Origin of the sequence: Mesorhizobium sp. M1A.T.Ca.IN.004.03.1.1, assembly GCF_003997555.1 — a bacterium.
In the GTDB taxonomy this organism is placed as follows: domain Bacteria; phylum Pseudomonadota; class Alphaproteobacteria; order Rhizobiales; family Rhizobiaceae; genus Mesorhizobium.
In genome coordinates this window covers 676,408-697,461 of record NZ_RZTV01000003.1, presented here as the reverse complement: position 1 = coordinate 697,461, position 21,054 = coordinate 676,408, and the positions used below count along the sequence as shown (strand labels likewise).

Below are 21,054 nucleotides of genomic sequence, written 5' to 3'. Positions count from 1 at the left end.
CGTCTATTTCAGCCAACTTTCGATGCGCGCCAGCGCCTCGACCATGTCGTCATGGCTGCCGGCATAGGAAAAGCGCATGGTGCGATGGCCCTGGAGCGGATCGAAATCACGGCCGGGCGTGGCCGCCACATGCGCCTCGGCCAGCATCTTGCGCGCGAAGGCCATGCTGTCATTGGTGTGCCGCGTGACATCGCAGAAGGCGTAGAACGCGCCGTCCATGGGCGCCGCGAGCAGGAAGCCCAGCTCCGGCAGACGCTTCATCAGCAGGTCGCGGTTCCAGGCATAGCGCGCCTTCACCGCTTCCAGCTCTTGCGTGGCATTGAAGGCCTCGACCGCCGCGACCTGCGACAGTTCCGGCGGCGAGATGTAGAGGCTCTGCGCGATGCGCTCGACCGGCCGCACCAGTTCGTCCGGCAGCACCATCCAGCCGATGCGCCAGCCGGTCATGCAATAGTATTTCGAGAAGGAGTTGATCACCGTCACGCCGGCGCCACAGGCAAGTGCAGTGACGTCGGGCGCGGCATAGGCCAGCCGGTGATAGATTTCGTCCGAGATCACCGCGATGCCAAGCTCGTCCGCGGTCTTCACCAACGCGGAAAGCTCGTCGGCTGGAATGACCGCGCCGGTCGGATTGGCTGGACTGGCAAACAGCACGCCTTTCAACGGCTTCTCGCGATGTGCGCTCTTCAGGTGGTCGGCATGCAGATAGGCGTCCGAGCCAAGCTCGATCTCGACGATTTCGATGCCAAGCGCGGCCATGATGTTGCGGTAGGCCGGATAGCCGGGCGCGGCGATGGCGACGCGGTCGCCGGGATCGAACATCGCCAGGAAAGCCAGGTTGAAGGCGGCCGACGAGCCGGTAGTGACGGCGATACGGGCGGGCGCGACATCGATTCCGTAATGCTCGCCATAGTGCGCGGCGATCGCCTTGCGCAGCTCCGCCAGGCCAAGAGCATCGGTGTAGCCGATGCGGCCGTGCTTCAGCGCGAGAGCGGCGGCTTCGCGGACGCCGACCGGCGCCGGGTCCGACGGCTGGCCGACCGCCATCGACACCACGGGAATCCCGGTCGCCTTCAGCCGGTTGGCCTCGGCCAGAATATCCATGGCGTGGAACGGCTCGACCTCGCCGCGGCGTGAAAGCGAAACGACCATCTGACTCTTCAGCCTGCCTTTGGTTGGCAAATCCACAGGCAAACCATCGCTCGCTTGCCCTGGAACTGCCGGGAGTTCGACGGCAGCGCCGCACAAATGCCCGATTGGTGTGGGGATCACAAGCGCGCAGGAAGTTATCGGCGCCGACTTTTCATCCTTCGCCCGCTCGTCTACCAGTGGACCTGTCATGTTGAGCCGACCCGAACGATGATCGATAGATCGACCGCAATAGGGCGAACCGCGCGCGGGTTCGCGACGCTCCTGCTTGCCGCCGCCGTCGCGGTGTCCACTTCGCTGAGCGCCTTCGCGCAAGGCGTGCCGGTGGTGCGCGACGCCGAGATCGAGGCGCTGGTGCGCGACTATGCCCGACCGATCTTCAAGGCGGCGGGCCTTGCCAATGACGGGATCGACATCGTTCTGGTCAACGACCAGAGCTTCAATGCGTTCGTGACCGGCCGCCGCCTGTTCATCAACACCGGCGCGCTAGTGACGGCCGAGACGCCGAACGAGATCATCGGCGTCATCGCGCACGAGGCCGGCCATATTGCCGGCGGCCACCAGCAGAAGCTGCGCGATCAACTCGATCGCGCCAAGACCATGGCCATCATCGCCACGCTGCTCGGGGCGGGCGCGATCGTGGCCGGCGCCACTACCAACAGCCGCGGCCTTGCCGGCGCCGGCATGGGCGTCGCCGCCGGCGGCGGCGAGATGGCGCAGCGCAGCATCCTTGCTTATCAGCGCGGCGAAGAAATCACCGCCGACCGCTCGGCGATCACCTACCTCAATGCCACCGGCCAGTCCGGCATGGGCATGCTGAAGACCTTCGGGCGCTTCCAGAGCGCGCTTTCGCTGTCGGGCACCCAGCTCGATCCTTACCGGATCAGCCATCCGATGCCCCGGGAGCGCATCGCCAATCTCGAGGTGCTGGTCAAGGCGAGCCCATATGTCAGCCAGGTCGACGCGCCGGCGCTGCAGCAGCGGCATGACATGATGCGCATCAAGATCGCGGCCTATATGCAAGGCCAGGCGGCCGTGGCGCGGCTGATGCGCAAGAACCCGACCAGCCTTGCCTCGCGCTATGGCGACGCGCAGCAGACCTATCTCTACGGCAATCCTGGCGCCGCGCTGACGAAAACCGCGGCCCTGATCAAGGAACAGCCGAAGAACCCCTATTTCCAGGAACTGCGCGGCGACATCCTGATGAAGGCCAACAGGCCCAAGGACGCCGCGGATGCCTATGCCAAAGCGGCGAGCCTCGACGCGGCGCGGTCCGGCTTGCTGCTGGTCTCGCTCGGCCAGGCGCTGATGGCGGTCGGCACGCCGGACTCAATCAACAAAGCGGTGGCGCAGCTCAACAGCGGGATCGGGCGCGACAAGGAAAACGCCGTAGCCTACCGCTATCTGGCTCAAGCCTATGGCGAATTGGGGCAAATCCCGGCCGCCGACCTTGCGACAGCGGAGGGCCATTTCTATTCGGCCGACTATAAGAACGCGAAGATCTTCGCCATGCGCGCTCAACAGAAATTGAAGCGCGGCGAGCCCCGCTGGCTTCGCGCGCAGGATATCATAAACTACACGCCATCTAACAAACTCAAGTGAACCTCCCGGCCGCGCACGGCGACCAGGTTGGACCGGGACAGGCAGAAGGAACTGATCATGAACAAGGCAATCCTGCTCGGCAGCGCCGGCGTGGCGGTGGCGCTCGGCATGCTGGCATTCGGCTTCGTGGCAGGAAGCCCGCAGGCCGCTAGGGCCGACACGACGCAAGCCATCCAGGTGGCCTCGGCGGACAGCAAGATCGACCGCAAGGAGGTCGAAGGCATCATCCGCGACTATCTGCTGAAAAACCCCGAGGTCCTGCTCGAGGTTCAGGACGCGCTCGAGGCCAAGCAGAAGGAAGAGCAGCGGCTCGCCGCACTCGGCGTCATCAAGGATGCGAAGGACGAGATCTTCAACTCCACCTTCGACGGCGTGGTCGGCAACCCGAAGGGCAAAGTCACCATCGTCGAGTTCTACGACTACAATTGCGGCTTCTGCAAACGCGCCATTGAGGACATGAAGGCGCTGACCAAAGCCGATCCGGACCTGCGCTTCGTGCTCAAGGAGTTTCCAATCCTCAGCCCGGATTCGCAAAAGGCCAGCGTGGTCTCGATGGCCTTCCATCTGATGATGCCGGAGAAGTACAGCGAGTTCCACACTGCGCTGCTCGGCAGCCAGGGCCGTGCCACCGAATCCACCGCCATGAAGGTCGCTGTTTCGCTCGGTGCCGACGAGGCGAAGCTGCGCGAGAAGATGAAGGATCCGAGCATCAACGAAGCGCTCTCGCGCACCTACGATCTCGCCACCAAGCTGTCGATCACCGGCACGCCGTCCTATGTGGTCGGCAATGAGGTGGTGTTCGGCGCGCTCGGACAGCAGGTTCTGGCGGAGAAGATCGAGCAGGCCAAGAGCGCGCTCTAGGTTTGGGCATGGTCTTTTCCGAAAACCGCTGCACAGTTTTCGGGATCATGCTCTAAGCGATTGCGAGTCGCGATAACAGGCGGTTTTCCGCCTGTTGTGGACAGCGAAAGAACGTACTTGCGCTCTTTTCGCGGGCGGATATGCCCATTATAGAGGTCCGGCGCGCCGGCTTGAGGCCGGCGCCGAAGAGGTCGGCATATTTGAAAACGATTTTCGTCCTGAACGGTCCCAATCTCAATGCACTCGGCAAGCGCGAGCCGGGGATCTATGGCGGCAAGACGCTTGCCGCCATCGCCGAGGATTGCAAGGCCGCCGGCACGGCGCTCGGGCTCGAGATCGATTTTCGTCAGTCCAATCACGAAGGTGATCTCGTCGACTGGATCCAGGAAGCCGGTGAAAAGGCCGCAGGCATCGTCATCAATCCCGGGGCCTACAGCCATACCTCGATTGCCATTCACGACGCCATCCGCGCCATCGCGCCGCTGCCCGTCGCTGAAGTCCATCTTTCCAATATCCACGCGCGGGAGCCTTTCCGCCACGTCTCCATGGTCGCGCCGGTCGCTGTCGGCATGATCTGCGGGTTCGGGCCACTCGGCTATACGCTTGCGCTGCAGGCTCTGGCGGCGCGCCTGTGACCGGCTCCCAAACAGAAGGCTCGAAAATGTCGATAAAGAAGAACGGTGTTGACCAGCAGCTGATCCGCGACTTGGCGGGCATACTGAACGACACCAACCTGACCGAGATCGAGGTCGAGCTCGGCGATCTGAAAGTGCGCGTGTCGCGTCAGTCTCAGGCCGTCCACGCGGTCGCTGCTCCGCTTCCTATGCCGTCCGCGGCGGTTGCCGGGCCGGCTCAGGCGGTAGCGGCCGCGCCCGCGACGGCAGCCGATCCTTCCAAGAACGCCGTGCCCTCGCCGATGGTCGGCACCGCCTATCTCGCGCCCTCGCCCGACGCCAAGGCGTTCATCGAGATCGGCCAGAAGGTGAAGGAAGGCCAGACGCTGCTCATCATCGAAGCGATGAAGACGATGAACCAGATTCCCTCGCCGCGCGCCGGAACGGTGACGGCGATCCTGATCGAGGACGCCCAGCCGGTCGAATACGGCATGCCGCTCGTGGTCATCGAGTAGAGCCGGGAACAGCGGGCAGATGTTCCAAAAAATCCTCATCGCCAATCGCGGCGAAATCGCGCTTCGGGTGCTGCGCGCCTGCAAGGAGCTCGGCATCCAGACGGTGGTGGTCCATTCGACGGCCGATTCCGACGCCATGCATGTGCGGCTTGCCGACGAAAGCGTCTGCATCGGCCCGCCGCCGTCACGCGAAAGCTATCTCAACATTCACCAGATCGTCGCCGCTTGCGAGATCACCGGCGCCGATGCCGTGCACCCGGGCTACGGCTTCCTGTCAGAAAACGCCAAGTTCGCCGATATCCTCGCCGCCCATAACATCACCTTCATCGGCCCTTCGGGCGACCATATCCGCATCATGGGCGACAAGATCGAAGCCAAGCGCACGGCAAAGCGCCTCGGCATCCCGGTGGTGCCTGGTTCGGACGGCGCGATCAGCGACGAGAAGGAAGCAAAGCGCATTGCCGCCGCGATCGGCTATCCGGTGATCATCAAGGCTTCGGCCGGCGGCGGCGGCCGCGGCATGAAGGTCGCCCGCACCGAAGCCGACCTCGAAGTGGCGCTGCAGACCGCCAGATCAGAAGCCGGCGCTGCCTTCGGCGACGACGCCGTTTACATCGAGAAATATCTGGAAAAGCCGCGCCATATCGAATTGCAGGTGTTCGGCGACGGCGCCGGACGCGGCGTGCATTTCGGCGAGCGCGACTGCTCGCTGCAACGCCGCCACCAGAAGGTGTGGGAGGAAGCGAACTCACCGGCCCTCAACGCCGAGGAACGTGCGCGCATCGGCGGCATCTGCGCCAAGGCGATCGCCGATCTTGGCTATTCCGGCGCCGGCACGATCGAATTCCTCTACGAGAACGGTGAATTCTATTTCATCGAGATGAACACACGCCTGCAGGTCGAGCATCCGGTGACCGAAGCGATCACCGGCATCGACCTCGTGCATGAACAGATCCGTGTCGCCTCCGGCGGCGGACTGTCGGTCAAGCAGGAAGACATCAAGTTCAACGGCCACGCCATCGAGTGCCGCATCAACGCCGAGGATCCGCGCACGTTCACGCCGTCGCCCGGTACGATCACGCATTTCCACACGCCGGGCGGCCTCGGCATCCGCGTCGATTCCGGCGTCTATTCCGGCTACCGGATCCCGCCCTATTACGACAGCCTGATCGGTAAGCTGATCGTGCATGGGCGCAACCGCGTCGAATGCATGATGCGGCTGCGCCGGGCGCTCGACGAATTCGTCGTCGACGGCATCAAGACGACGCTGCCGCTGTTCCGCGACCTCGTCGGAAATCCGGATATCGCCAACGGCGATTACGACATCCACTGGCTTGAGAAATATTTGGCCAAGGAGGAATAGGATCTTGCGGTTATAATGGCGCAATGACTCGTCCCTACGCGCCCGGCTACCGCATCCCGACCGACCTGCTGCTGAAAGCCTATGCCTCGGGCGTGTTCCCGATGGCAGAGAGCGCCACCGACCCGGAAGTGTTCTGGGTGCGGCCGGAGACGCGCGGCATTATCCCGCTCGACGGATTCCACACGCCGCGCAGTCTGAAGAAGACGATCCGCAGGCACCCTTTCGACATCCGCTACGATTTCGACTTCGAGGCGACGATCGACGGCTGCGCGGAAAGGCGCGACGAGCGCCGCTCGACCTGGATCAACGCGCCGATCCGCGAAGCCTATGTCGAGCTCTATCGGCTGGGCCACTGCCATTCCGTCGAGGCGTGGCGCGAGGGCCGGCTGGCCGGCGGTCTCTATGGGGTGTCACTCGGGCGCGTCTTCTTCGGCGAAAGCATGTTCGCCCGGGAAACCGACGCCTCGAAGACCTGCCTCTATTATCTCGTCGAGCGGCTGAACGAACGCCGCTTCGCGCTCCTCGACACGCAGTTCACCACCGAGCACCTGAAGCGCTTCGGCGCCATCGACGTGCCGCGCAGCCGCTACGAAAAAATGCTGGCCGAGGCCCTGAAGGGCGACGCGGTCTTTTATCCCTGAGATAAGCGGTCACCCGCTCGCAGTTTCAATTGGCGTCTGGGAATGAAACATCATCTTCCAGCCATCGGCGCGATGAACATAGCCGGTGCTGACGAGAGCGGCATAGGGCTCGCCGTTTTCCCGCGTCGCGCGCGCCTCGTAGGTTAGCATGACGATATCGCTGCCGGGTTCGACCATGCCTTTCAGCCGAATGTCGAGATCGCGCCAGCGATTGGGCTTGGTGGCGGTCTTGGCCAGATCGGCATTGGTCATCGCCTGCGCCATCTCCGGAAAGGCGACGAGGCAATCCACATCGGCGTGGGCCGCGAAATATGCGGAATCGCCGGTCCAGAAGCCTTTCTCGATATCGAGAAGCTCTTTCTTGCTGGCAGTGATCGGCCTGATCGTTGCCATGGAAATCTCCCGTCGCCATCACCGTTTATCCAACGGATTGCGAAAAAGAGGGTTCCGAGAGTTCCGAGATCAGTTCGTGTCTGTGGTGTCGGCGCCATCCGGCGCGGGCGCCGCGTCCGACGGCTCAGGCGCTGCCTCGGCAGGCGGCTCCTGCACGGGCGGCTTCGGCTTGGCGGCATTCGTCTTCGGCTTGCCCGTATCGGCTTTGGCGGCGGTCGGCGGCGGCACGTCCGATTTTTGCTTGCAGCCCTTCAGCCAGACGTCATAGACGGCGTGCTCGACCGCGTTGAGACCGGGGCTTTCGGCGAACATCCAGCCGGTAAAGATACGGCGGATCTTGCGATCGAGCGTGATCTCGTCGACCTCGACGAAGGAATCGGTCTTCGGCTGTTCGGTCTCAGGCCGAGAGTAGCAGACGCGCGGCGTCACCTGCAGGGCGCCGAACTGCACCGTCTCGTCGATATAGACGTCGAAGGTGATGATGCGGCCGGTGATCTTGTCGATGCCGGCGAATTCGGCGACCGGATTGGTGATGCGGTCGGAGACCGCCGGCGCCGCCGGTGTCTGCGCGGCGGCGAACCCTGCCGTCGAGGCAGCCAGAACGGACGCTGCCGCGAACAGTCCCGTCGAGAGTCGGCCGAAAGAGTTCATGCAGGGATACCGGTGGTTGCGCCCGGGTGATTCTCTAAATCGCCCAAGGCTAGTCAGGGCTGCGCTATCAGCAAGCAGCTAAACGCCAATTGTGGCGACAAAAGACCGAAACGCGTTTACGAACCGGGCGTCCAAGCGTCGTAGTCGCCGGTGACTTGCGGGCGATGCTGGTTGGTCAGAATGGAACCTTGCGGGCGATAGGCGCCCGGCGTTCCTGTGAGGTTGGGACGGTGCGGCTTCTGCCAATCACGAGCCTTATAGCTTTCGCTCGACGGAGGCGTGTCGACGCGATGATGCATCCAGCCATGCCATCCCGGAGGGATCTTCGAGGCTTCGGAATAGTCACGATAGATGACCCAGCGGCGGGTGCGACCTTCCGAATCGATGCCGCCCTCGTAATAGACGTTGCCGACCTCGTCCTCGCCGACCTTGTTGCCGAAGCGCCAGGTGTGGAAGCGCGTGCCAAGCGTCTGGCTGTTCCACCAGGTGAAAAACTGCAGCAGGAAAGTCTTCATCCAGATCCTCGTTGCGGCAGCGGCCGCGCCGTTTCCTGCTTATGGCGTCAGGTCAACGCGAAGGCAAGGGTTTTGCCCAGCCTGCGATGTAAATGCTTCGTGCGCTAAATCGATACACGCGTGGAGATATCGCCACCTCGGCTTGCCAAGCGTTTGCGCAGTTTCTAAAGCTCGCACGCCCGGCAAAGCTGGCGGCCGGCCCGCGCCGGTTGAGGGAGGTGACGATTGGCCCCAGAACGGTCCACCGGCAATCGGATCGGCGCCGAAGACATTCGCCGCCGCAAGGGCGGCGTGCCGATCGTCTGTCTCACCGCCTATACCTATCCGATAGCCCGCATGCTCGATCCGCATGTTGACCTGCTTCTGGTCGGCGACAGCGTCGCCATGGTGCTGCATGGCCATGCCACGACGCTCGGCGCTTCGCTGGAGATGATGATCGCGCATGGACAAGCGGTGATGCGCGGCTCGGCGAAGGCCTGTGTGGTGGTCGACATGCCGGCAGGCAGCTACGAGGCCTCAGTGGCGCAAGCCGTTGCCTCGGCAAGGCGCATCATCGGCGAGACGGCCTGCCAGGCGGTCAAGCTCGAGGGCGGGGTCGACATGGCCGCGCAGATCGCGGCAATCGTCGCGGAAGGCATCCCGGTCATGGGCCATATCGGCCTGCAGCCGCAGTCGGTGGACAAGGACGGCGGCTACAAGATCAAGGGCAGGAGCAGGGAAAACATCGCCGCCCTTTTTCGCGACGCCGAAGCGGTTGAAAAGGCCGGCGCCTTCTCGGTCGTCATCGAGGGCACGGTCGAGGCGGTGGCTTCGGACCTCACCGGTCATATCGCGATCCCGACCATCGGCATCGGCGCCAGCGGCGACTGCGACGGCCAGATCCTGGTCGTAGACGACATGATCGGTATGACCGTCGACCGCGTGCCGAAATTCGTCAAGGAATACGCAATGCTGCGCGACACCATTGCGGATGCGGCGGCGCGTTACGCCGACGAGGTGCGCAGCCGCGCATTTCCCGGACCTGACCACGTTTTTTCGGCGGCATCGGGCAAGGACCAGGCATGAGCGGGCCAATCGTCGTCGAGAGCGTTGCGGCCCTTCGCGCGCAGATCCGGGATTGGCGCCGGGCTGGCCTCAAGATCGCGATGGTGCCGACCATGGGCGCGCTGCATGACGGCCACATCTCGCTGGTCAGGATCGCGCTCGAAAAGGCGGAGCGCTGCGTCGTCTCCGTCTTCGTCAATCCGACCCAGTTCGCGCCGACCGAGGACCTGGACAAATATCCGCGCCAATTGGCCCGCGATCTCGACCAACTGCGGGAAGCAGGCGTGCATCTGGCCTTCACGCCAGGCGTGGCGGAAATGTACCCGGCCGGCTTCGCCACCAAAATCTCGGTCGGAGGCCCCTCCTCCGGCCTGGAGACGGATTTTCGGCCTGCCTTCTTCGACGGCGTCGCCACTGTCGTGGCCAAGCTTTTCCTGCAGGCAGCGCCCGACTGTGCCGTGTTCGGTGAGAAGGACTACCAGCAGCTTTGCGTTGTCAGGCAGTTGTGCCGTGATCTCGATCTGCCGGTCGAGATCGTCGGCGCGCCGACCGTGCGTGATTCCCACGGCCTCGCCATGTCGTCGCGCAACGCCTATCTCGGCGCGGCCGAGCTCGAGATCGCGCGCAAATTCAACGTGGTTCTGCGTCAGACCGCGGCCGAACTCGCGTCCGGCGCGGATGAGGCACGTGCGGTGAATGCGGCTGCCGAAGCGCTCGTCAGGGCGGGCTTTCGGAAGGTCGACTACGTCGCCGCGCGGGAGGCCGCAACGCTCGCGCCCTGGCGACGAGACCGCGACGGCCGCCTGCTCGCGGCGGCCTGGCTCGGCACCACCAGGCTGATCGACAATGTGGAAATCCCTGCCGCTCCGCCGGCGCTTTAGCCGAGCCGCTTCTCCAGGATGAGCGCGGGCCATCCCGAACTGCCGCCGCAATCCGCTGTCCTGCCTGCCGTCCGAAATCCGTTCGCCTCGTAGAAGGCGATCGCCGCCGCATTCGCCTGCTCGACCTCCAGACGCAGCGTCCGCATCTGCGGAAAACTGGCCTCGACTTCGTCGAGCAGCGCCTGGCCGATCCCTTGCCGCTGACAATCCGGAGATACGTGGAGCTGGTTCAGAAGGACGATCTTCGGGTCGGTGGTGGCGGTCGCGAAAGTCATGCCGCCAAGCCGCTTGCCATCGTCAGCGACCAGGAATTCGGAATTCGGCCGGGCCAGCTGCGCCTTGAGCGAAGCAAGAGAATGCCAGTCGTCGGTGATCGCCGTTACATGCTCGGCGCCGTAGATGGCGTCATAGATCGCATACCACGTCTCGACCAGCAGCGCGCGGATCGCAACAAGATCGTGCTCGCTGGCGGTGCGGACGAACATCGCTCTATTCGATGCCGAGCTTGGCCTTGACCAGCTCGTTGACCGCCTGCGGGTTCGCCTTGCCGCCGGTCGCCTTCATCACCTGGCCGACGAACCAGCCGGCCATGGTCGGCTTGGCGCGCGCCTGCTCGGCCTTGTCCGGATTGGCGGCGATGACCTCGTCGACCGCCTTCTCGATGGCGCCGGTGTCTGTCACCTGCTTCATGCCGCGGCTTTCGACCAGTTGGCGCGGATCACCGCCCTCGTTCCAGACGATCTCGAACAGGTCCTTGGCGATTTTGCCGGAGATCGTGCCCTCCTTGATCAGGTCGACGACGGTACCGAGCTGCTCAGGCGAAAGCGGAGCGTTTTCAATATCTTTGCCAGCCTTGTTGAGAGCGCCCAGCAGGTCGTTGATGACCCAGTTGGCGGCAAGCTTGCCGTCGCGCCCCGAGGCCACCTTCTCGAAATAGTCGGCAATCGGCTTTTCCGAGACCAGCACCGAGGCGTCGTAGGGCGATAGGCCTAGCGAGCCGATCAGCCGCGCCTTCTTCTCGTCCGGGAGTTCCGGCAGATGCTGTGCCAGATCATCGACATAGGCCTGGTCGAACTCCAGCGGCAGAAGGTCGGGGTCGGGGAAATAGCGGTAGTCATGCGCCTCTTCCTTGGAGCGCATCGAGCGCGTCTCGCCCTTGTTGGGGTCGAATAGGCGCGTCTCCTGCTCGATCGAGCCGCCGTCTTCGAGGATGGCGATCTGACGGCGCGCTTCGGACTCGATGGCCTGGCCGATGAAGCGGATCGAGTTGACGTTCTTGATCTCGCAGCGCGTGCCGAACGCGCCACCCGGGCGGCGCACCGAGACATTGACGTCGGCGCGCAGCGAACCCTCGTCCATGTTGCCGTCGCAGGTACCGAGATAGCGCATTATGGTGCGCAGCTTGCTGACATAGGCCTTGGCCTCGTCGGCAGAGCGCATGTCCGGCTTGGAGACGATCTCCATCAGCGCAACGCCGGACCGGTTGAGGTCGACATAGGACATTGTCGGATGCTGGTCGTGCATAGACTTGCCGGCATCCTGCTCCAGATGCAGGCGCTCGATGCCGACCTCGATGTCCTCGAACTCGCCCTGCCGGTCCGGTCCGACCGAGACGATCACCTTGCCTTCGCCGACGATCGGCTGCTTGTACTGCGAGATCTGATAGCCCTGCGGCAGGTCTGGGTAGAAATAGTTCTTCCGATCGAAGACCGACTTGTGGTTGATCGCGGCCTTCAAGCCCAGCCCGGTGCGGATCGCCTGCTTGACGCATTCCTCGTTGATCACCGGCAGCATGCCGGGCATCGCCGCGTCGACCAGGCTGACATTGGCGTTGGGCGCCGCGCCGAAAGAGGTCGAGGCGCCGGAGAACAGCTTTGCCTCGGACGTCACTTGCGCATGCACTTCGAGCCCGATGATGATTTCCCAGTCGCCGGTGGCGCCGGAGATCAGGCGTTTCGGGTCGGACGTGCGGGTATCGATGATGCTCATGGAGGCCTATGGGTCGCATTCGTGGCTGGCGCGATTTTGCTTATCGCGTTGCGATAATCGCATCACTCGCTAGTGCAAACCGTTCCTTGAGACAAGTCCAAAGCCGCGCGCAGGCCTCCAGGCAGCTTGCGCTTGTAAGCCCACGGGCTGTGCTGGCGGCACCTTCCCGCCTGTATCAGGCGGTGGCGATGTAGGCCCGGATCTCCTCGGCCTCGCGCTCGACATCCTCGATCCGGCGCTTGACCACATCGCCGATCGACACGATGCCGTCGAGCATCCCGTCCTTCTCCACCGGCAGGTGGCGGAAGCGACCCTTCGTCATGATCTCCATGACCTCGTTGACCGTGTGGTTCTCGTTGCAGATCTTGACCTTCGGCGTCATGGCCGATCGGACCGGAATATCGAGCGCGGCCGCGCCCTCCCTGGCCAGCACTCGCACGATGTCACGTTCGGAAAGGATGCCGACGATCTTGCGGTCGCCATTGGTGATGACCAGCGCGCCGATCCTATGCTCGGTCAGGATGCGAATGGCTTCGCTCAGCTTTTCATTAGGCCCGAGTGTGAACACGTCATGGCCTTTTTGCTCAAGAATTGCCTTCACAGTCATGGCGTCCTCCTGTGCCTTGCCCGCCGGCTCCTGCCCTGACCGGCATTCACGTTCCGGTGAACATGGTGCGCCGTGATTGGTTGCATTTCAAGTGCGCCGCAGCGCTACTCGGACGGCTGGGGCCGATCGAAAAAACGCACGCCGAAAAAGCCTGCGACAAAGCCGCCGATATGGGCTTCCCAGGCGATCTGTCCTTCGATCCCCGGCGCAAAGCCGAGAAGGCCGGTGGCGAGGTTGATCACCATCCAGACGCCGAGGAAGGTCATGACGCCGCGCGAACGCAGCACGATTGCGATCGGCAACGGCTCGCCGGCGAAGGCCGCCTGGCCTGACGAGCGATCGATCCGGAAGCCGTAGCGCGCCGCCGCTCCCATCATGCCCGAGATCGCGCCCGAAGCGCCGACCAGCGGCATCTCGCCATAAGGGTGCATGGCCCAGAACAGCGCTACCGAAGCCAGCCCGGTCACGGCGTAGAACACCGCAAACCGGGCCGCGCCGAAACGATTGGCGAGCGGTGAGCCGAAAGCGGCAAGCCAGACCATGTTGACGGCAATGTGAGCGAGGCCCCCATGCATGAAGGCATAGGTGAAGGGGCGCGTGAACAGGAACCAGTCGAAGCCGTATTGACCGGTGTAGAGCGCCGGAATGAAGGCTCCGTCGTAGAGCAGCGTCATTTGCTGGTCGTCGTTCAGCACATATCGCTCTAGCAGGAAGACGATCGCGCAGATCCCCATCACCGCCAGCACAACCGGCGGCAAGTTGAACACCGGCTCGCGGCGCGGCTCCGGCGCTTCGTCATCTGGTTGCAATTCGGATTCGGTCGGTGTTACCGGCTCGCTCATGGCCTCTTCGCAGCTGGCTGGAGACTCGATTTCGGCCGAGCATGTAGTTCACGCCTGATCGAATCACAAATCGCGAATCGCCCCAAGCTGAATCGGATAGGGCCTGGATCGGCGACGCGAATCAAAAGAAAGCCGTCCAGGTTTCCCTGAACGGCCGGTCGAGTCCCCTGCTCCCCGAAAACTGACTGAAGTGCTGCCGATCGCTGCTGAAACGACCGTTTTGGAGTGCTTTTTGATGTGCCACAGGCCCCGTCGGCGTGCAACGTAAACCACTTGTTAACCTTAACGGCCCCGAGACGTGAACAAACGTTAACGATGCTGGCACGCATCCTGCTCCGCACCGCATGAAGGTCATCGGAGGGCGCCCTGTCTGTTCGCCGATGGGACAACAAGAAAGACAGATTGCCGGAGCGGAATGGAAATGAATCAGAACGGATCAATCGCGCTGTTCCAATATTGGAACCGGCTGCGTGATGGCCGCCCGGCTCCGAAACGCTCGGAAGTGGAGCCGGCGGACATCAAGACGCTCCTGGCCGATACATTCATCCTGGAGCGCGACACACGCGCCGAAGCCGTGTTCCGGCTGGCCGGCACCAGGCTCTGCGCCTATTACGGCCGCGAGCTCAAAGGGTTTTCCTTCCCCTCGCTCTGGCGCGAGAAGGACCAGCGGCTTATGTCGCGTCTCATCCACGGCGTCTTCGACCAGAAATCGGTGCTGCTTCTGACGTATGAAGGATTCAGCCGAAACGGTCGTTCCAGCAAGTTCGAGCTGCTGGCGCTGCCGCTCGATGGCGGCGTCGAGAGCCCTCGCTGCCTCGGCATCGTCAGCGCCGCGGATCGGCCGTTCTGGCTTGGTGCCGACCCGCTCGCCGACGCCCTGATCGACGCGATCCGGGTCATCGATCCCGACAAGGACCCGATGTTCCTGAAGAACCGGCCGGCGATCGATGTTCCGTCGCTCGTGCCGACGGAGTTCGACGCGCCCGAGATCATTTCGGCGCTCGGCCGCGTACGCCGGATACGGCATCTCGTCGTCTTCGACGGCGGGCGCAACGAGTAGAGCGGAGCGCGAGATTTTGCCCCGATCTGGTCCAGGCCTTTGCCTTGCGTGGGCGTCCGCCCCCAACCCATTTGGGCCGGCTTTTTCCCGTTTGTTAACCTGCTTTGCTGTAGCTTTTTCCGGTGAAATTCCTCGCACGTCGCGCGGAATGCCAACGGGGTGTAGGCAGTCATGAGGTCAGCGGCGGAATTTGCGCCGTCCCGTGTGGAGCGGCGCAATTTTCAGCGTGTCCGGGTGAAAATCTACGGACGCTTCATGCTGGAGGACCGCACGGAACACGCGTGCCAGGTGATAGACATGTCGCCAGGCAATGTCGCCTTGCGCACCGATCGCGTCGGCATGCCGGGGGAAAAGGTCATTGCCTATATCGATCACATCGGTCGCATCGAAGGCATCGTGACGCGCACCTCGCAGGACGGTTTCGCGATGACCGTCATCGCTTCGGACCGCAAGAAGGACAAGCTCGCCGCGCAGCTCACCTGGCTTGCGAACAAGCATGAGCTCGACCTGCCGGAAGACCGCCGCCACGAGCGCGTCGCGCCGCGCAATCCGATGAGCGTGCTGCAGCTCACCGACGGGCGACAGTATCAGTGCCGCATCATCGACCTGTCGCTCTCGGGCGCGGCGATCGAGATCGACGTCAAACCAGCAATCGGCGTGCAGGTCATGCTGGGAACGATGCGCGGCCAGGTCGTGCGTCACTTCGAGGACGGCGTCGCCATTGAGTTTGCCGTCATCCAGCGGCCGGAAACCTTGGATTCGGAATTCAACGCGCCGCGGTCCTGACCGCTTAGAATGCGGACATGCATCCAACCGGCCTCCAGCGGCCGGTTTTTTGTTGGCCGGATCAGGGCCTTCTAGCAGCCGGGCGGCATGTCGAGAAGCCACGTGATCCGGGTGCGGCGGCCGGTTTAGATTCTCAACAATCCGCAGTCGAGATAGTTCAAATTTTATATTTAATCTACGGGCGTTTTACTCAATCTCTACTTCCGGTTTTTGCGTCAAATAAATCCCAACGTGGCACAGTCTCTCTCAAACGGGGAGACTACCATAATGAAAATGACGAGGGGCAAGCTGTTGCTCTTGGCAATGGCGATGCAGCTTTCCGCCTGGGGCACGGCAAGCGCGGGACCGCTGTTTATGCATACGGGTGGCCGCACCGCCCAGCCCGTCGGCCATTATGAACTCTGCCAGCGTATCCCCATCGAATGCAATGAGAGGACGCCGAATGGGTCTCCTGTCGAGCTGACCCGCAAGCTGTGGGCGACGATGATCAAGGTCAACAATTCGGTCAACATCCGCGTCAAGCCACGTACCGATATGGAGATCTACGGGGTCGAGGAATACTGGGCCTATCCCGACAACGGTTTCGGCGACTGCGAGGACTTCGCGTTGGAGAAGCGCCGCGAATTAATGGCCGCCGGTGTCCCCGCCGGCGACCTTTTGATGACGGTCGTGCGCCAGCCGAACGGCGACGGCCACGCGGTGCTGACGGTGCGCACCAGCCTCGGCGAGTTCATCCTCGACAATCTCGAGCCGAAAGTGCTCGCCTGGAACGACACGGTCTACACCTACCTCAAACGTCAATCGACAGAGAATTCAGGCGTTTGGGTTTCGATCAACGACGGCCGCGAGGACGCGGTCGCCAGCGTCCGCTAGGATCCCAATGCATGCTGCCCCAAGATGCGCAGGGCTTTTGGGGCAACACGAAGAGATTAAGCACGCCGCATTCATACGGCGTGCCTGGAAAAAGCCCGGTCGAGTCCCCACCCTCCCCGTCCCCAACGACCGGGTTTTAGGAGCCGGCCCTGTCCCCGGGCCGGCTCCGCTTTTTTTGCCGCCGCCTGCGGGCCTTTCTCGTAACGGCAGACCGGAGCACTATGGCCGTTTATTTTTGGATGGACGGCGATGCTGGAAATCCCTGACGACCGCTGCGAGCGCGCCAAGCTGTTCAAGGCGATAGACGACGCCTTCAAGGCGGGCGATTTCGATGGGCTTGGCAAGGCGCTCGGCGGCTCCGCGCAATGGTACGACGAGAGGATGCCGTTCGAGCTCGGCCTCGGCCATCCCTTGGAATACGCGATCTATTGGAGCCCGGCCGGCTTCATCGTCACGCTGCTTGATGCAGGCTCGAATCCGAATTACGAGGATCCCGCCGGCTTCCCGTCGATCATCGCCGCGCTATCCACCGAGCGGCCGGACAGGCTGCAGCTTATCCAGATCCTGCTCGAGCAGGGCGCCGACCCGAACATGCGCGGGGTCAACGACTGGATGCCTCTGCATTACGCCGTGGCGCAGCGCGACGCCGAGGCAATCCGCCTGCTGCTGGCGTCGGGCGCGGATCCGTCGCTCAGGACGCGCATCGATGATTGTGAAACCGCCCTGGAAGGTGCAGACCGCGCCGGTTTCGAAGCGGGGGCGTCGCTGCTGCGTCAGGCAATGTCCCGACGCAGTGAATAAGGTCGCGGGCGAAGCGGCGGACTGAACCGCTGTCACAGCTCCTTCAATCCGGTCTTGAAGCGCCTGCCGTTGGCGACATAGTGCGCGGCCGAGACCCGCAGCCTCTCGATTGCCGCGTCATCCAGCACCCTTATCGCCTTGGCGGGCGAGCCGACGATCAGCGAATTGTCCGGGAAAACCTTGTTTTCCGTCACCAAAGCGCCGGCGCCGACCAGCGAATTCTTGCCGATCCTCGCGCCGTTGAGCACGATGGCGCCCATGCCGATCAGGCTGCTGTCGCCGACCGTGCAGCCATGCAGCAGGGCGCGATGACCGATCGTGCAGCCCTGCCCGATGGTGAGCGGATAGCCCGGATCGGTGTGCATGACCGTATGTTCCTGCACATTGGTGTCGGCGCCGATGGTGATCGTTTCACCGTCGCCGCGGATGACGACGCCGAACCAGAAGCCGGCATTGCGGCCTATCGCGATATCGCCGATCAGCGTGGCGTCGGGCGCCACCCAATTGGTTTCGGCGTCCTCGAACCGGGGCGCCTTCCCGTCGATCGCATAGATCGGCATCTTTTCTCCGATTCGTCTCAAGCCGAGAATTCGGCGGAGCTTAGGAGACCCGTTGCCCAGGAAGCAATGGTGATCAGCACGATGCCGAGCGCCAGTGCCCAGGCAATCGCCGTGCAGCCGCAGGAAAGCAGCGCCAGCGTGCCGATGCGTCCCTCGCGCCGCGCAGCCAGAGCATCATTGGTGAGCATGAACGGGCCGGCGCAGGCGGTCACCGCGAGCGAGCGCACAATATGGGCAGGCGTGACATAGGGTTCGGCGAAGGCCAGCCGGCCACCGCAGACGATTTCCATCGCCGAGCCGGCGAGGCCGCAAGCCGTCAGGCCGACCGCAAAAGCGTAGAGAGGGAGCAGCATGAGATCCATCTTTACCAACCGTTTACCATGAGACCGCACAGTCGTGCCGACGCGCTGCAAGAGCCATGCCGCGCCAGTTGTGCCACCTGAGGACAGGTGAGCGGATCGGGGAATTGGGATGAGAGAGGCAGCCGCCGCGGAGGAATTCGAGGTTGTCGACTCGACCTTGATGAAGCGGGTCTTCTATGTCTTCGCGGCGCTCGCCCTGCTTTCGGTGGCTATCAGTCTCGGCGGCAAATGGCTCGGCCGGTCGATCGCCATGGCCGGCTACACCGACGACACGACCGTGCGCCAGGTCGTCATGGGCAATAATGTGATCAGTGTGCCGGCCAACTTCATCCGCTTCGACCAGGCCAGGCGCGACGGAAACGCCTCGCGCCTCGACCTTTATCTGCGCTATCCTGAAATGGACGGCTACAGCACCGCCGCGCGCGGCGACTTCAACCACACCACGACCAGGAAGATCATCTTCCTGTCATTCGAGCCGCGGATGATCTCGCGCGACATGAGCGGCCGTTTCGCGCCGATCTACAGCGCCCTGATCGTCAAGCCGGGCACACCCGGCCCGGGCGGGACGACGCTCTACGGCTTCGCCGAGAAATCGGGCTATCTCAACGAGGTCCTGGCGGTCGCCGACCGCCCCGGCAAGGACCCGTTCGTCGCCCGCTGCCTGAGCGGCCCAAGTGCCGAGGAATCGCTGGCCCCCTGCGAGCGCGACATCCAGGTCGGCGACGATCTCAGCCTCACCTACCGCTTCCCGCGCGAGTTGCTCGGGAACTGGCAGGTGCTCGATGCCGCGATCGCCACCAAGGTGGCCGGTATCCTGAAAACGGGACGCTGAAGCGCTGCGCCGGAGCCATGGGCGCGCCACCCGCTCTTCCTCTCCAGCGGCCAGCCTGGCTCAATATATCGGCACGACCGGCTCGGCGATGCGGTCTGGCATCGGGCCGGCAAGGCGCGCTATTGGTCGAACATGATGCCACCCTATCTCACGTTCGACCCCGTCAGCCGCCGCCTGCGCCTCGACCCGCATGAACCGGCCTTTGTGCAGAACCCGTATCAGGGCTACGCCTTCTTGCACGGCGCTTCGAACGCCTTCTTCTGGGAGAATTATGGTTTTTGGTGTTTCGGCGGCTTCGACGACGTCAACCGCCTGCTTCGCGATCGTCGCTTCGGCCGCCAGAACCCGGCCGGCATTCCCGACAGCCGCGGGGTTGGCGGCGACCGTTCGCACCTGACCGCCTTCGACGCCATCGAAGCCAATTCGATGCTTGAGCTCGAGCCGCCGGTGCACACGAGGTTGCGGACACTGGTCAATCGGGCCTTCGTCTCGCGCCAGGTCGAGCGGCTGCGGCCGCGCATCGAGGCTCTGGCCAATGAGCTGATCGACCGCTTCGAGCCGGGCTCCGTCGATCTTCTGCCCGCTTACGCCTCGCCCTTGCCGATCACCATCATCGCCGAGATGCTCGGCGTTCCGGTCGAGATGGGGCCGCAACTGCTCGACTGGTCGCATCAGATGGTCGCCATGTACATGCACGGCCGCACGCGCGAGACCGAGGGGACGGCCAACCGCGCCGCGCACGATTTCGCGGCTTTCCTGCGCGGCTATGTCGCCGAGCGGCGCAAGAGACCCGACGACGATCTGCTTTCGCTGCTGATCGAGGCCCAGGACAACGGCCAGAAGCTCTCGGAGGAGGAGCTGGTTTCCTCAGCTATCCTTCTGCTCAACGCAGGGCACGAAGCGACTGTGCACCAGACCGGAAATGCCGTGAGAACGATCCTCGCGCAGGGCGGCGATGGGCGCCGCTTCTTTGCAACACCGGAGGCCAATGCCGCCACGGTCGAGGAATGCCTGCGCTACGATGCGCCGCTGCACATGTTCCTGCGCTATGCCTATGAAGAGATGGAAGCTGCTCCGGGCATTTTGCTCAAGCCCGGAGAGACGGTGGCGCTGCTGCTCGGCATGGCCAATCACGACCCGCTGGCTTTCGCCGGACCGGCCACATTCAACCCGGCGCGGACGGACCAGAAGAACGTGTCGTTCGGCGCCGGCATCCACTTCTGCATCGGCGCGCCGCTGGCCAGGCTGGAGTTGCAGGTGTCGCTGAAGACGCTGTTCGACCGGCTGCCGGATCTAGGCCTGACGGAAGAGCCGCGCTTCCGCGACACCTATCATTTTCATGGATTGGAAGCGCTCTCGGTGCGCTTCTGAGCCGCAAAAATCCGAAGGCCTGGAAAATGAGATTCGCCTTTCTGCAGGAACCTCCCTTCTGCTTCACCGATGCATCCGGGAAAGTCGGCGGCTGCGACGCTATGCTGGCCGAGAAGATCTTCGCGATGTCCGAAACGATGGCTTTCACGCCCGTCGAGACTGAATTCGCCGAGTTGCTGCCGGGACTGGCCGACGGTCGCTGGGACATGACCACCGGTCTGTTCATCTCAGAAGAGCGCAGCAAGCTGGTGGACTTCAGTCGCCCGATCTGGTCGCTGCCGGACGGCTTGATGGTCGCCAAGGGCAACCCGCTCGACCTTGAGGGCTATCGCTCTCTTGCAGGCCACCCTTCCGCGGGGCTTGGAGTGATATCGAATCAGATCCAGCATCGGACGGCACTTGAGAATGGCGTGCCGCCGGAGCGGATCAGTGTGTTCGCCACGCAGGCCGAGGCAGCGGAGGCGGTGGCTACCGGCATGGTGCAGGCCTATGCCAGCGTTGCCATGGCGCATCGCGGCTACATCGCGCGGCGACCGGCTGCGCTGGCCGATGTCATTGACGTTCCCGCGTCCGAACGGTTGCCCGCCGCCGGCGCGTTTGCGGTCGCCAAAGGCAACGACGCGTTGAGGCGGCGTGTCGATGACGGTCTGGGCGACCTGCTTGGAAGCCGCTGGCACCGCGACCTGATGGCCGGATTCGGTTTCTCCGATGCGGATGTCGACCGGCTGCTCTAACCGCCGGC

The 21,054-nt window shown here is 63.4% G+C and carries 25 protein-coding genes; 15 read left to right on the top strand and 10 right to left on the bottom strand.

The window, feature by feature from the left end; all coding sequences use genetic code 11:
* Positions 1–3 precede the first annotated feature (3 nt).
* On the bottom strand, positions 4–1,152 hold the full coding sequence (locus EOD29_RS13735) for an aminotransferase class I/II-fold pyridoxal phosphate-dependent enzyme (protein ID WP_127246962.1): 1,149 nt from the start codon (positions 1,150–1,152) through the stop codon (positions 4–6).
* Positions 1,153–1,359: 207 nt separating this feature from the next.
* Between EOD29_RS13735 and EOD29_RS13730 the strand changes: the two genes are divergently transcribed.
* The 6 genes from EOD29_RS13730 (at position 1,360) to aat (ending at position 6,745) form a co-directional block, all read left to right on the top strand.
* Complete coding sequence (locus tag EOD29_RS13730) at positions 1,360–2,751, top strand: M48 family metalloprotease (RefSeq protein WP_127246961.1); 1,392 nt, start codon at positions 1,360–1,362, stop codon at positions 2,749–2,751.
* A gap of 57 nt (positions 2,752–2,808) precedes the next feature.
* The gene (locus EOD29_RS13725; RefSeq protein WP_067321649.1) at positions 2,809–3,612 is read left to right on the top strand and encodes a DsbA family protein; all 804 of its coding nucleotides are present in this window, start codon (positions 2,809–2,811) and stop codon (positions 3,610–3,612) included.
* 200 nt (positions 3,613–3,812) lie between these two features.
* A complete protein-coding gene (aroQ, locus tag EOD29_RS13720; protein ID WP_066989889.1) occupies positions 3,813–4,247 on the top strand; it encodes a type II 3-dehydroquinate dehydratase in 435 nt (144 codons plus the stop codon).
* 26 nt (positions 4,248–4,273) lie between these two features.
* A complete protein-coding gene (gene accB, locus EOD29_RS13715) occupies positions 4,274–4,741 on the top strand; it encodes an acetyl-CoA carboxylase biotin carboxyl carrier protein (protein ID WP_067321651.1) in 468 nt (155 codons plus the stop codon).
* 19 nt (positions 4,742–4,760) lie between these two features.
* Positions 4,761–6,104, top strand: a complete 1,344-nt coding sequence (accC, locus tag EOD29_RS13710; RefSeq protein WP_066989500.1) for an acetyl-CoA carboxylase biotin carboxylase subunit — start codon at positions 4,761–4,763, stop codon at positions 6,102–6,104.
* A 23-nt stretch (positions 6,105–6,127) separates the two neighbouring features.
* Positions 6,128–6,745 (top strand): leucyl/phenylalanyl-tRNA--protein transferase, encoded by a 618-nt coding sequence (gene aat / locus EOD29_RS13705; protein WP_066989498.1) that lies wholly within the window; start codon positions 6,128–6,130, stop codon positions 6,743–6,745.
* Positions 6,746–6,754: 9 nt separating this feature from the next.
* On the opposite strand, the gene EOD29_RS13700 is transcribed toward aat, so the two are convergent.
* The 3 genes from EOD29_RS13700 to EOD29_RS13690 form a co-directional block, all read right to left on the bottom strand.
* Entirely contained in the window at positions 6,755–7,138 is a 384-nt protein-coding gene (locus EOD29_RS13700; protein ID WP_066989496.1) for a hypothetical protein, read from the bottom strand.
* 69 nt (positions 7,139–7,207) lie between these two features.
* Positions 7,208–7,789, bottom strand: a complete 582-nt coding sequence (locus tag EOD29_RS13695) for a DUF2155 domain-containing protein (protein ID WP_067321586.1) — start codon at positions 7,787–7,789, stop codon at positions 7,208–7,210.
* 116 nt (positions 7,790–7,905) lie between these two features.
* Positions 7,906–8,304, bottom strand: a complete 399-nt coding sequence (locus tag EOD29_RS13690) for an NADH:ubiquinone oxidoreductase subunit NDUFA12 (protein WP_067321589.1) — start codon at positions 8,302–8,304, stop codon at positions 7,906–7,908.
* Positions 8,305–8,529: 225 nt separating this feature from the next.
* Here EOD29_RS13690 and panB point away from each other — a divergent pair, with 225 nt between their 5' ends.
* Both panB and panC read left to right on the top strand, forming a co-directional pair.
* On the top strand, positions 8,530–9,369 hold the full coding sequence (gene panB / locus EOD29_RS13685) for a 3-methyl-2-oxobutanoate hydroxymethyltransferase (RefSeq protein ID WP_127246960.1): 840 nt from the start codon (positions 8,530–8,532) through the stop codon (positions 9,367–9,369).
* The gene (panC, locus tag EOD29_RS13680; protein WP_127246959.1) at positions 9,366–10,229 is read left to right on the top strand and encodes a pantoate--beta-alanine ligase; all 864 of its coding nucleotides are present in this window, start codon (positions 9,366–9,368) and stop codon (positions 10,227–10,229) included. Before panB ends, panC begins: the two co-directional genes overlap by 4 nt.
* On the opposite strand, the gene EOD29_RS13675 is transcribed toward panC, so the two are convergent.
* From EOD29_RS13675 to EOD29_RS13660, 4 genes are all read right to left on the bottom strand, one after another.
* Positions 10,226–10,714, bottom strand: a complete 489-nt coding sequence (locus EOD29_RS13675; RefSeq protein WP_127246958.1) for a GNAT family N-acetyltransferase — start codon at positions 10,712–10,714, stop codon at positions 10,226–10,228. The genes panC and EOD29_RS13675 overlap by 4 nt on opposite strands.
* A gap of 4 nt (positions 10,715–10,718) precedes the next feature.
* A complete protein-coding gene (gene gatB, locus EOD29_RS13670; RefSeq protein ID WP_127246957.1) occupies positions 10,719–12,218 on the bottom strand; it encodes an Asp-tRNA(Asn)/Glu-tRNA(Gln) amidotransferase subunit GatB in 1,500 nt (499 codons plus the stop codon).
* Between the two features lie 175 nt (positions 12,219–12,393).
* On the bottom strand, positions 12,394–12,825 hold the full coding sequence (locus EOD29_RS13665) for a CBS domain-containing protein (RefSeq protein WP_066989480.1): 432 nt from the start codon (positions 12,823–12,825) through the stop codon (positions 12,394–12,396).
* Between the two features lie 104 nt (positions 12,826–12,929).
* A complete protein-coding gene (locus EOD29_RS13660) occupies positions 12,930–13,667 on the bottom strand; it encodes a rhomboid family intramembrane serine protease (RefSeq protein ID WP_127246956.1) in 738 nt (245 codons plus the stop codon).
* Between the two features lie 421 nt (positions 13,668–14,088).
* Here EOD29_RS13660 and EOD29_RS13655 point away from each other — a divergent pair, with 421 nt between their 5' ends.
* The 4 genes from EOD29_RS13655 to EOD29_RS13640 all read left to right on the top strand — a co-directional run bounded on the left by EOD29_RS13655 (position 14,089) and on the right by EOD29_RS13640 (position 17,187).
* Positions 14,089–14,727, top strand: a complete 639-nt coding sequence (locus tag EOD29_RS13655; RefSeq protein ID WP_127246955.1) for a PAS domain-containing protein — start codon at positions 14,089–14,091, stop codon at positions 14,725–14,727.
* Positions 14,728–14,898: 171 nt separating this feature from the next.
* Entirely contained in the window at positions 14,899–15,513 is a 615-nt protein-coding gene (locus tag EOD29_RS13650) for a PilZ domain-containing protein (protein WP_067321610.1), read from the top strand.
* Positions 15,514–15,780: 267 nt separating this feature from the next.
* Positions 15,781–16,386 carry a transglutaminase-like cysteine peptidase gene (locus EOD29_RS13645; protein WP_127246954.1) on the top strand — a complete coding sequence of 202 codons (606 nt, stop codon included), beginning with the start codon at positions 15,781–15,783 and terminating at the stop codon, positions 16,384–16,386.
* Between the two features lie 249 nt (positions 16,387–16,635).
* Positions 16,636–17,187 carry an ankyrin repeat domain-containing protein gene (locus tag EOD29_RS13640; RefSeq protein ID WP_127246953.1) on the top strand — a complete coding sequence of 184 codons (552 nt, stop codon included), beginning with the start codon at positions 16,636–16,638 and terminating at the stop codon, positions 17,185–17,187.
* A 32-nt stretch (positions 17,188–17,219) separates the two neighbouring features.
* On the opposite strand, the gene EOD29_RS13635 is transcribed toward EOD29_RS13640, so the two are convergent.
* A complete protein-coding gene (locus tag EOD29_RS13635; protein ID WP_095801300.1) occupies positions 17,220–17,747 on the bottom strand; it encodes a gamma carbonic anhydrase family protein in 528 nt (175 codons plus the stop codon).
* Positions 17,748–17,764: 17 nt separating this feature from the next.
* On the bottom strand, positions 17,765–18,109 hold the full coding sequence (locus EOD29_RS13630) for a hypothetical protein (RefSeq protein WP_095801299.1): 345 nt from the start codon (positions 18,107–18,109) through the stop codon (positions 17,765–17,767).
* A 109-nt stretch (positions 18,110–18,218) separates the two neighbouring features.
* Here EOD29_RS13630 and EOD29_RS13625 point away from each other — a divergent pair, with 109 nt between their 5' ends.
* From EOD29_RS13625 to EOD29_RS13615, 3 genes are all read left to right on the top strand, one after another.
* Complete coding sequence (locus EOD29_RS13625) at positions 18,219–18,941, top strand: hypothetical protein (protein ID WP_127246952.1); 723 nt, start codon at positions 18,219–18,221, stop codon at positions 18,939–18,941.
* Positions 18,942–19,073: 132 nt separating this feature from the next.
* Positions 19,074–20,312 (top strand): cytochrome P450, encoded by a 1,239-nt coding sequence (locus EOD29_RS13620; RefSeq protein ID WP_127246951.1) that lies wholly within the window; start codon positions 19,074–19,076, stop codon positions 20,310–20,312.
* A gap of 26 nt (positions 20,313–20,338) precedes the next feature.
* Positions 20,339–21,046 carry a transporter substrate-binding domain-containing protein gene (locus tag EOD29_RS13615; protein WP_082954116.1) on the top strand — a complete coding sequence of 236 codons (708 nt, stop codon included), beginning with the start codon at positions 20,339–20,341 and terminating at the stop codon, positions 21,044–21,046.
* Positions 21,047–21,054 lie beyond the last annotated feature (8 nt).

What these genes read in the sequence shown, in the direction of transcription:
- EOD29_RS13735 (WP_127246962.1), bottom strand. Translation starts at nt 1,152, where the DNA reads ATGGTCGTTTCGCTTTCACGCCGCGGCGAGGTCGAGCCGTTCCACGCC.
- EOD29_RS13730 (WP_127246961.1), top strand. Translation starts at nt 1,360, where the DNA reads ATGATCGATAGATCGACCGCAATAGGGCGAACCGCGCGCGGGTTCGCG.
- EOD29_RS13725 (WP_067321649.1), top strand. Translation starts at nt 2,809, where the DNA reads ATGAACAAGGCAATCCTGCTCGGCAGCGCCGGCGTGGCGGTGGCGCTC.
- accB (WP_067321651.1), top strand. Translation starts at nt 4,274, where the DNA reads ATGTCGATAAAGAAGAACGGTGTTGACCAGCAGCTGATCCGCGACTTG.
- accC (WP_066989500.1), top strand. Translation starts at nt 4,761, where the DNA reads ATGTTCCAAAAAATCCTCATCGCCAATCGCGGCGAAATCGCGCTTCGG.
- aat (WP_066989498.1), top strand. Translation starts at nt 6,128, where the DNA reads ATGACTCGTCCCTACGCGCCCGGCTACCGCATCCCGACCGACCTGCTG.
- EOD29_RS13700 (WP_066989496.1), bottom strand. Translation starts at nt 7,138, where the DNA reads ATGGCAACGATCAGGCCGATCACTGCCAGCAAGAAAGAGCTTCTCGAT.
- EOD29_RS13695 (WP_067321586.1), bottom strand. Translation starts at nt 7,789, where the DNA reads ATGAACTCTTTCGGCCGACTCTCGACGGGACTGTTCGCGGCAGCGTCC.
- EOD29_RS13690 (WP_067321589.1), bottom strand. Translation starts at nt 8,304, where the DNA reads ATGAAGACTTTCCTGCTGCAGTTTTTCACCTGGTGGAACAGCCAGACG.
- panC (WP_127246959.1), top strand. Translation starts at nt 9,366, where the DNA reads ATGAGCGGGCCAATCGTCGTCGAGAGCGTTGCGGCCCTTCGCGCGCAG.
- EOD29_RS13675 (WP_127246958.1), bottom strand. Translation starts at nt 10,714, where the DNA reads ATGTTCGTCCGCACCGCCAGCGAGCACGATCTTGTTGCGATCCGCGCG.
- gatB (WP_127246957.1), bottom strand. Translation starts at nt 12,218, where the DNA reads ATGAGCATCATCGATACCCGCACGTCCGACCCGAAACGCCTGATCTCC.
- EOD29_RS13665 (WP_066989480.1), bottom strand. Translation starts at nt 12,825, where the DNA reads ATGACTGTGAAGGCAATTCTTGAGCAAAAAGGCCATGACGTGTTCACA.
- EOD29_RS13660 (WP_127246956.1), bottom strand. Translation starts at nt 13,667, where the DNA reads ATGAGCGAGCCGGTAACACCGACCGAATCCGAATTGCAACCAGATGAC.
- EOD29_RS13655 (WP_127246955.1), top strand. Translation starts at nt 14,089, where the DNA reads ATGAATCAGAACGGATCAATCGCGCTGTTCCAATATTGGAACCGGCTG.
- EOD29_RS13650 (WP_067321610.1), top strand. Translation starts at nt 14,899, where the DNA reads ATGAGGTCAGCGGCGGAATTTGCGCCGTCCCGTGTGGAGCGGCGCAAT.
- EOD29_RS13645 (WP_127246954.1), top strand. Translation starts at nt 15,781, where the DNA reads ATGAAAATGACGAGGGGCAAGCTGTTGCTCTTGGCAATGGCGATGCAG.
- EOD29_RS13640 (WP_127246953.1), top strand. Translation starts at nt 16,636, where the DNA reads ATGCTGGAAATCCCTGACGACCGCTGCGAGCGCGCCAAGCTGTTCAAG.
- EOD29_RS13635 (WP_095801300.1), bottom strand. Translation starts at nt 17,747, where the DNA reads ATGCCGATCTATGCGATCGACGGGAAGGCGCCCCGGTTCGAGGACGCC.
- EOD29_RS13630 (WP_095801299.1), bottom strand. Translation starts at nt 18,109, where the DNA reads ATGGATCTCATGCTGCTCCCTCTCTACGCTTTTGCGGTCGGCCTGACG.
- EOD29_RS13625 (WP_127246952.1), top strand. Translation starts at nt 18,219, where the DNA reads ATGAGAGAGGCAGCCGCCGCGGAGGAATTCGAGGTTGTCGACTCGACC.
- EOD29_RS13620 (WP_127246951.1), top strand. Translation starts at nt 19,074, where the DNA reads ATGATGCCACCCTATCTCACGTTCGACCCCGTCAGCCGCCGCCTGCGC.
- EOD29_RS13615 (WP_082954116.1), top strand. Translation starts at nt 20,339, where the DNA reads ATGAGATTCGCCTTTCTGCAGGAACCTCCCTTCTGCTTCACCGATGCA.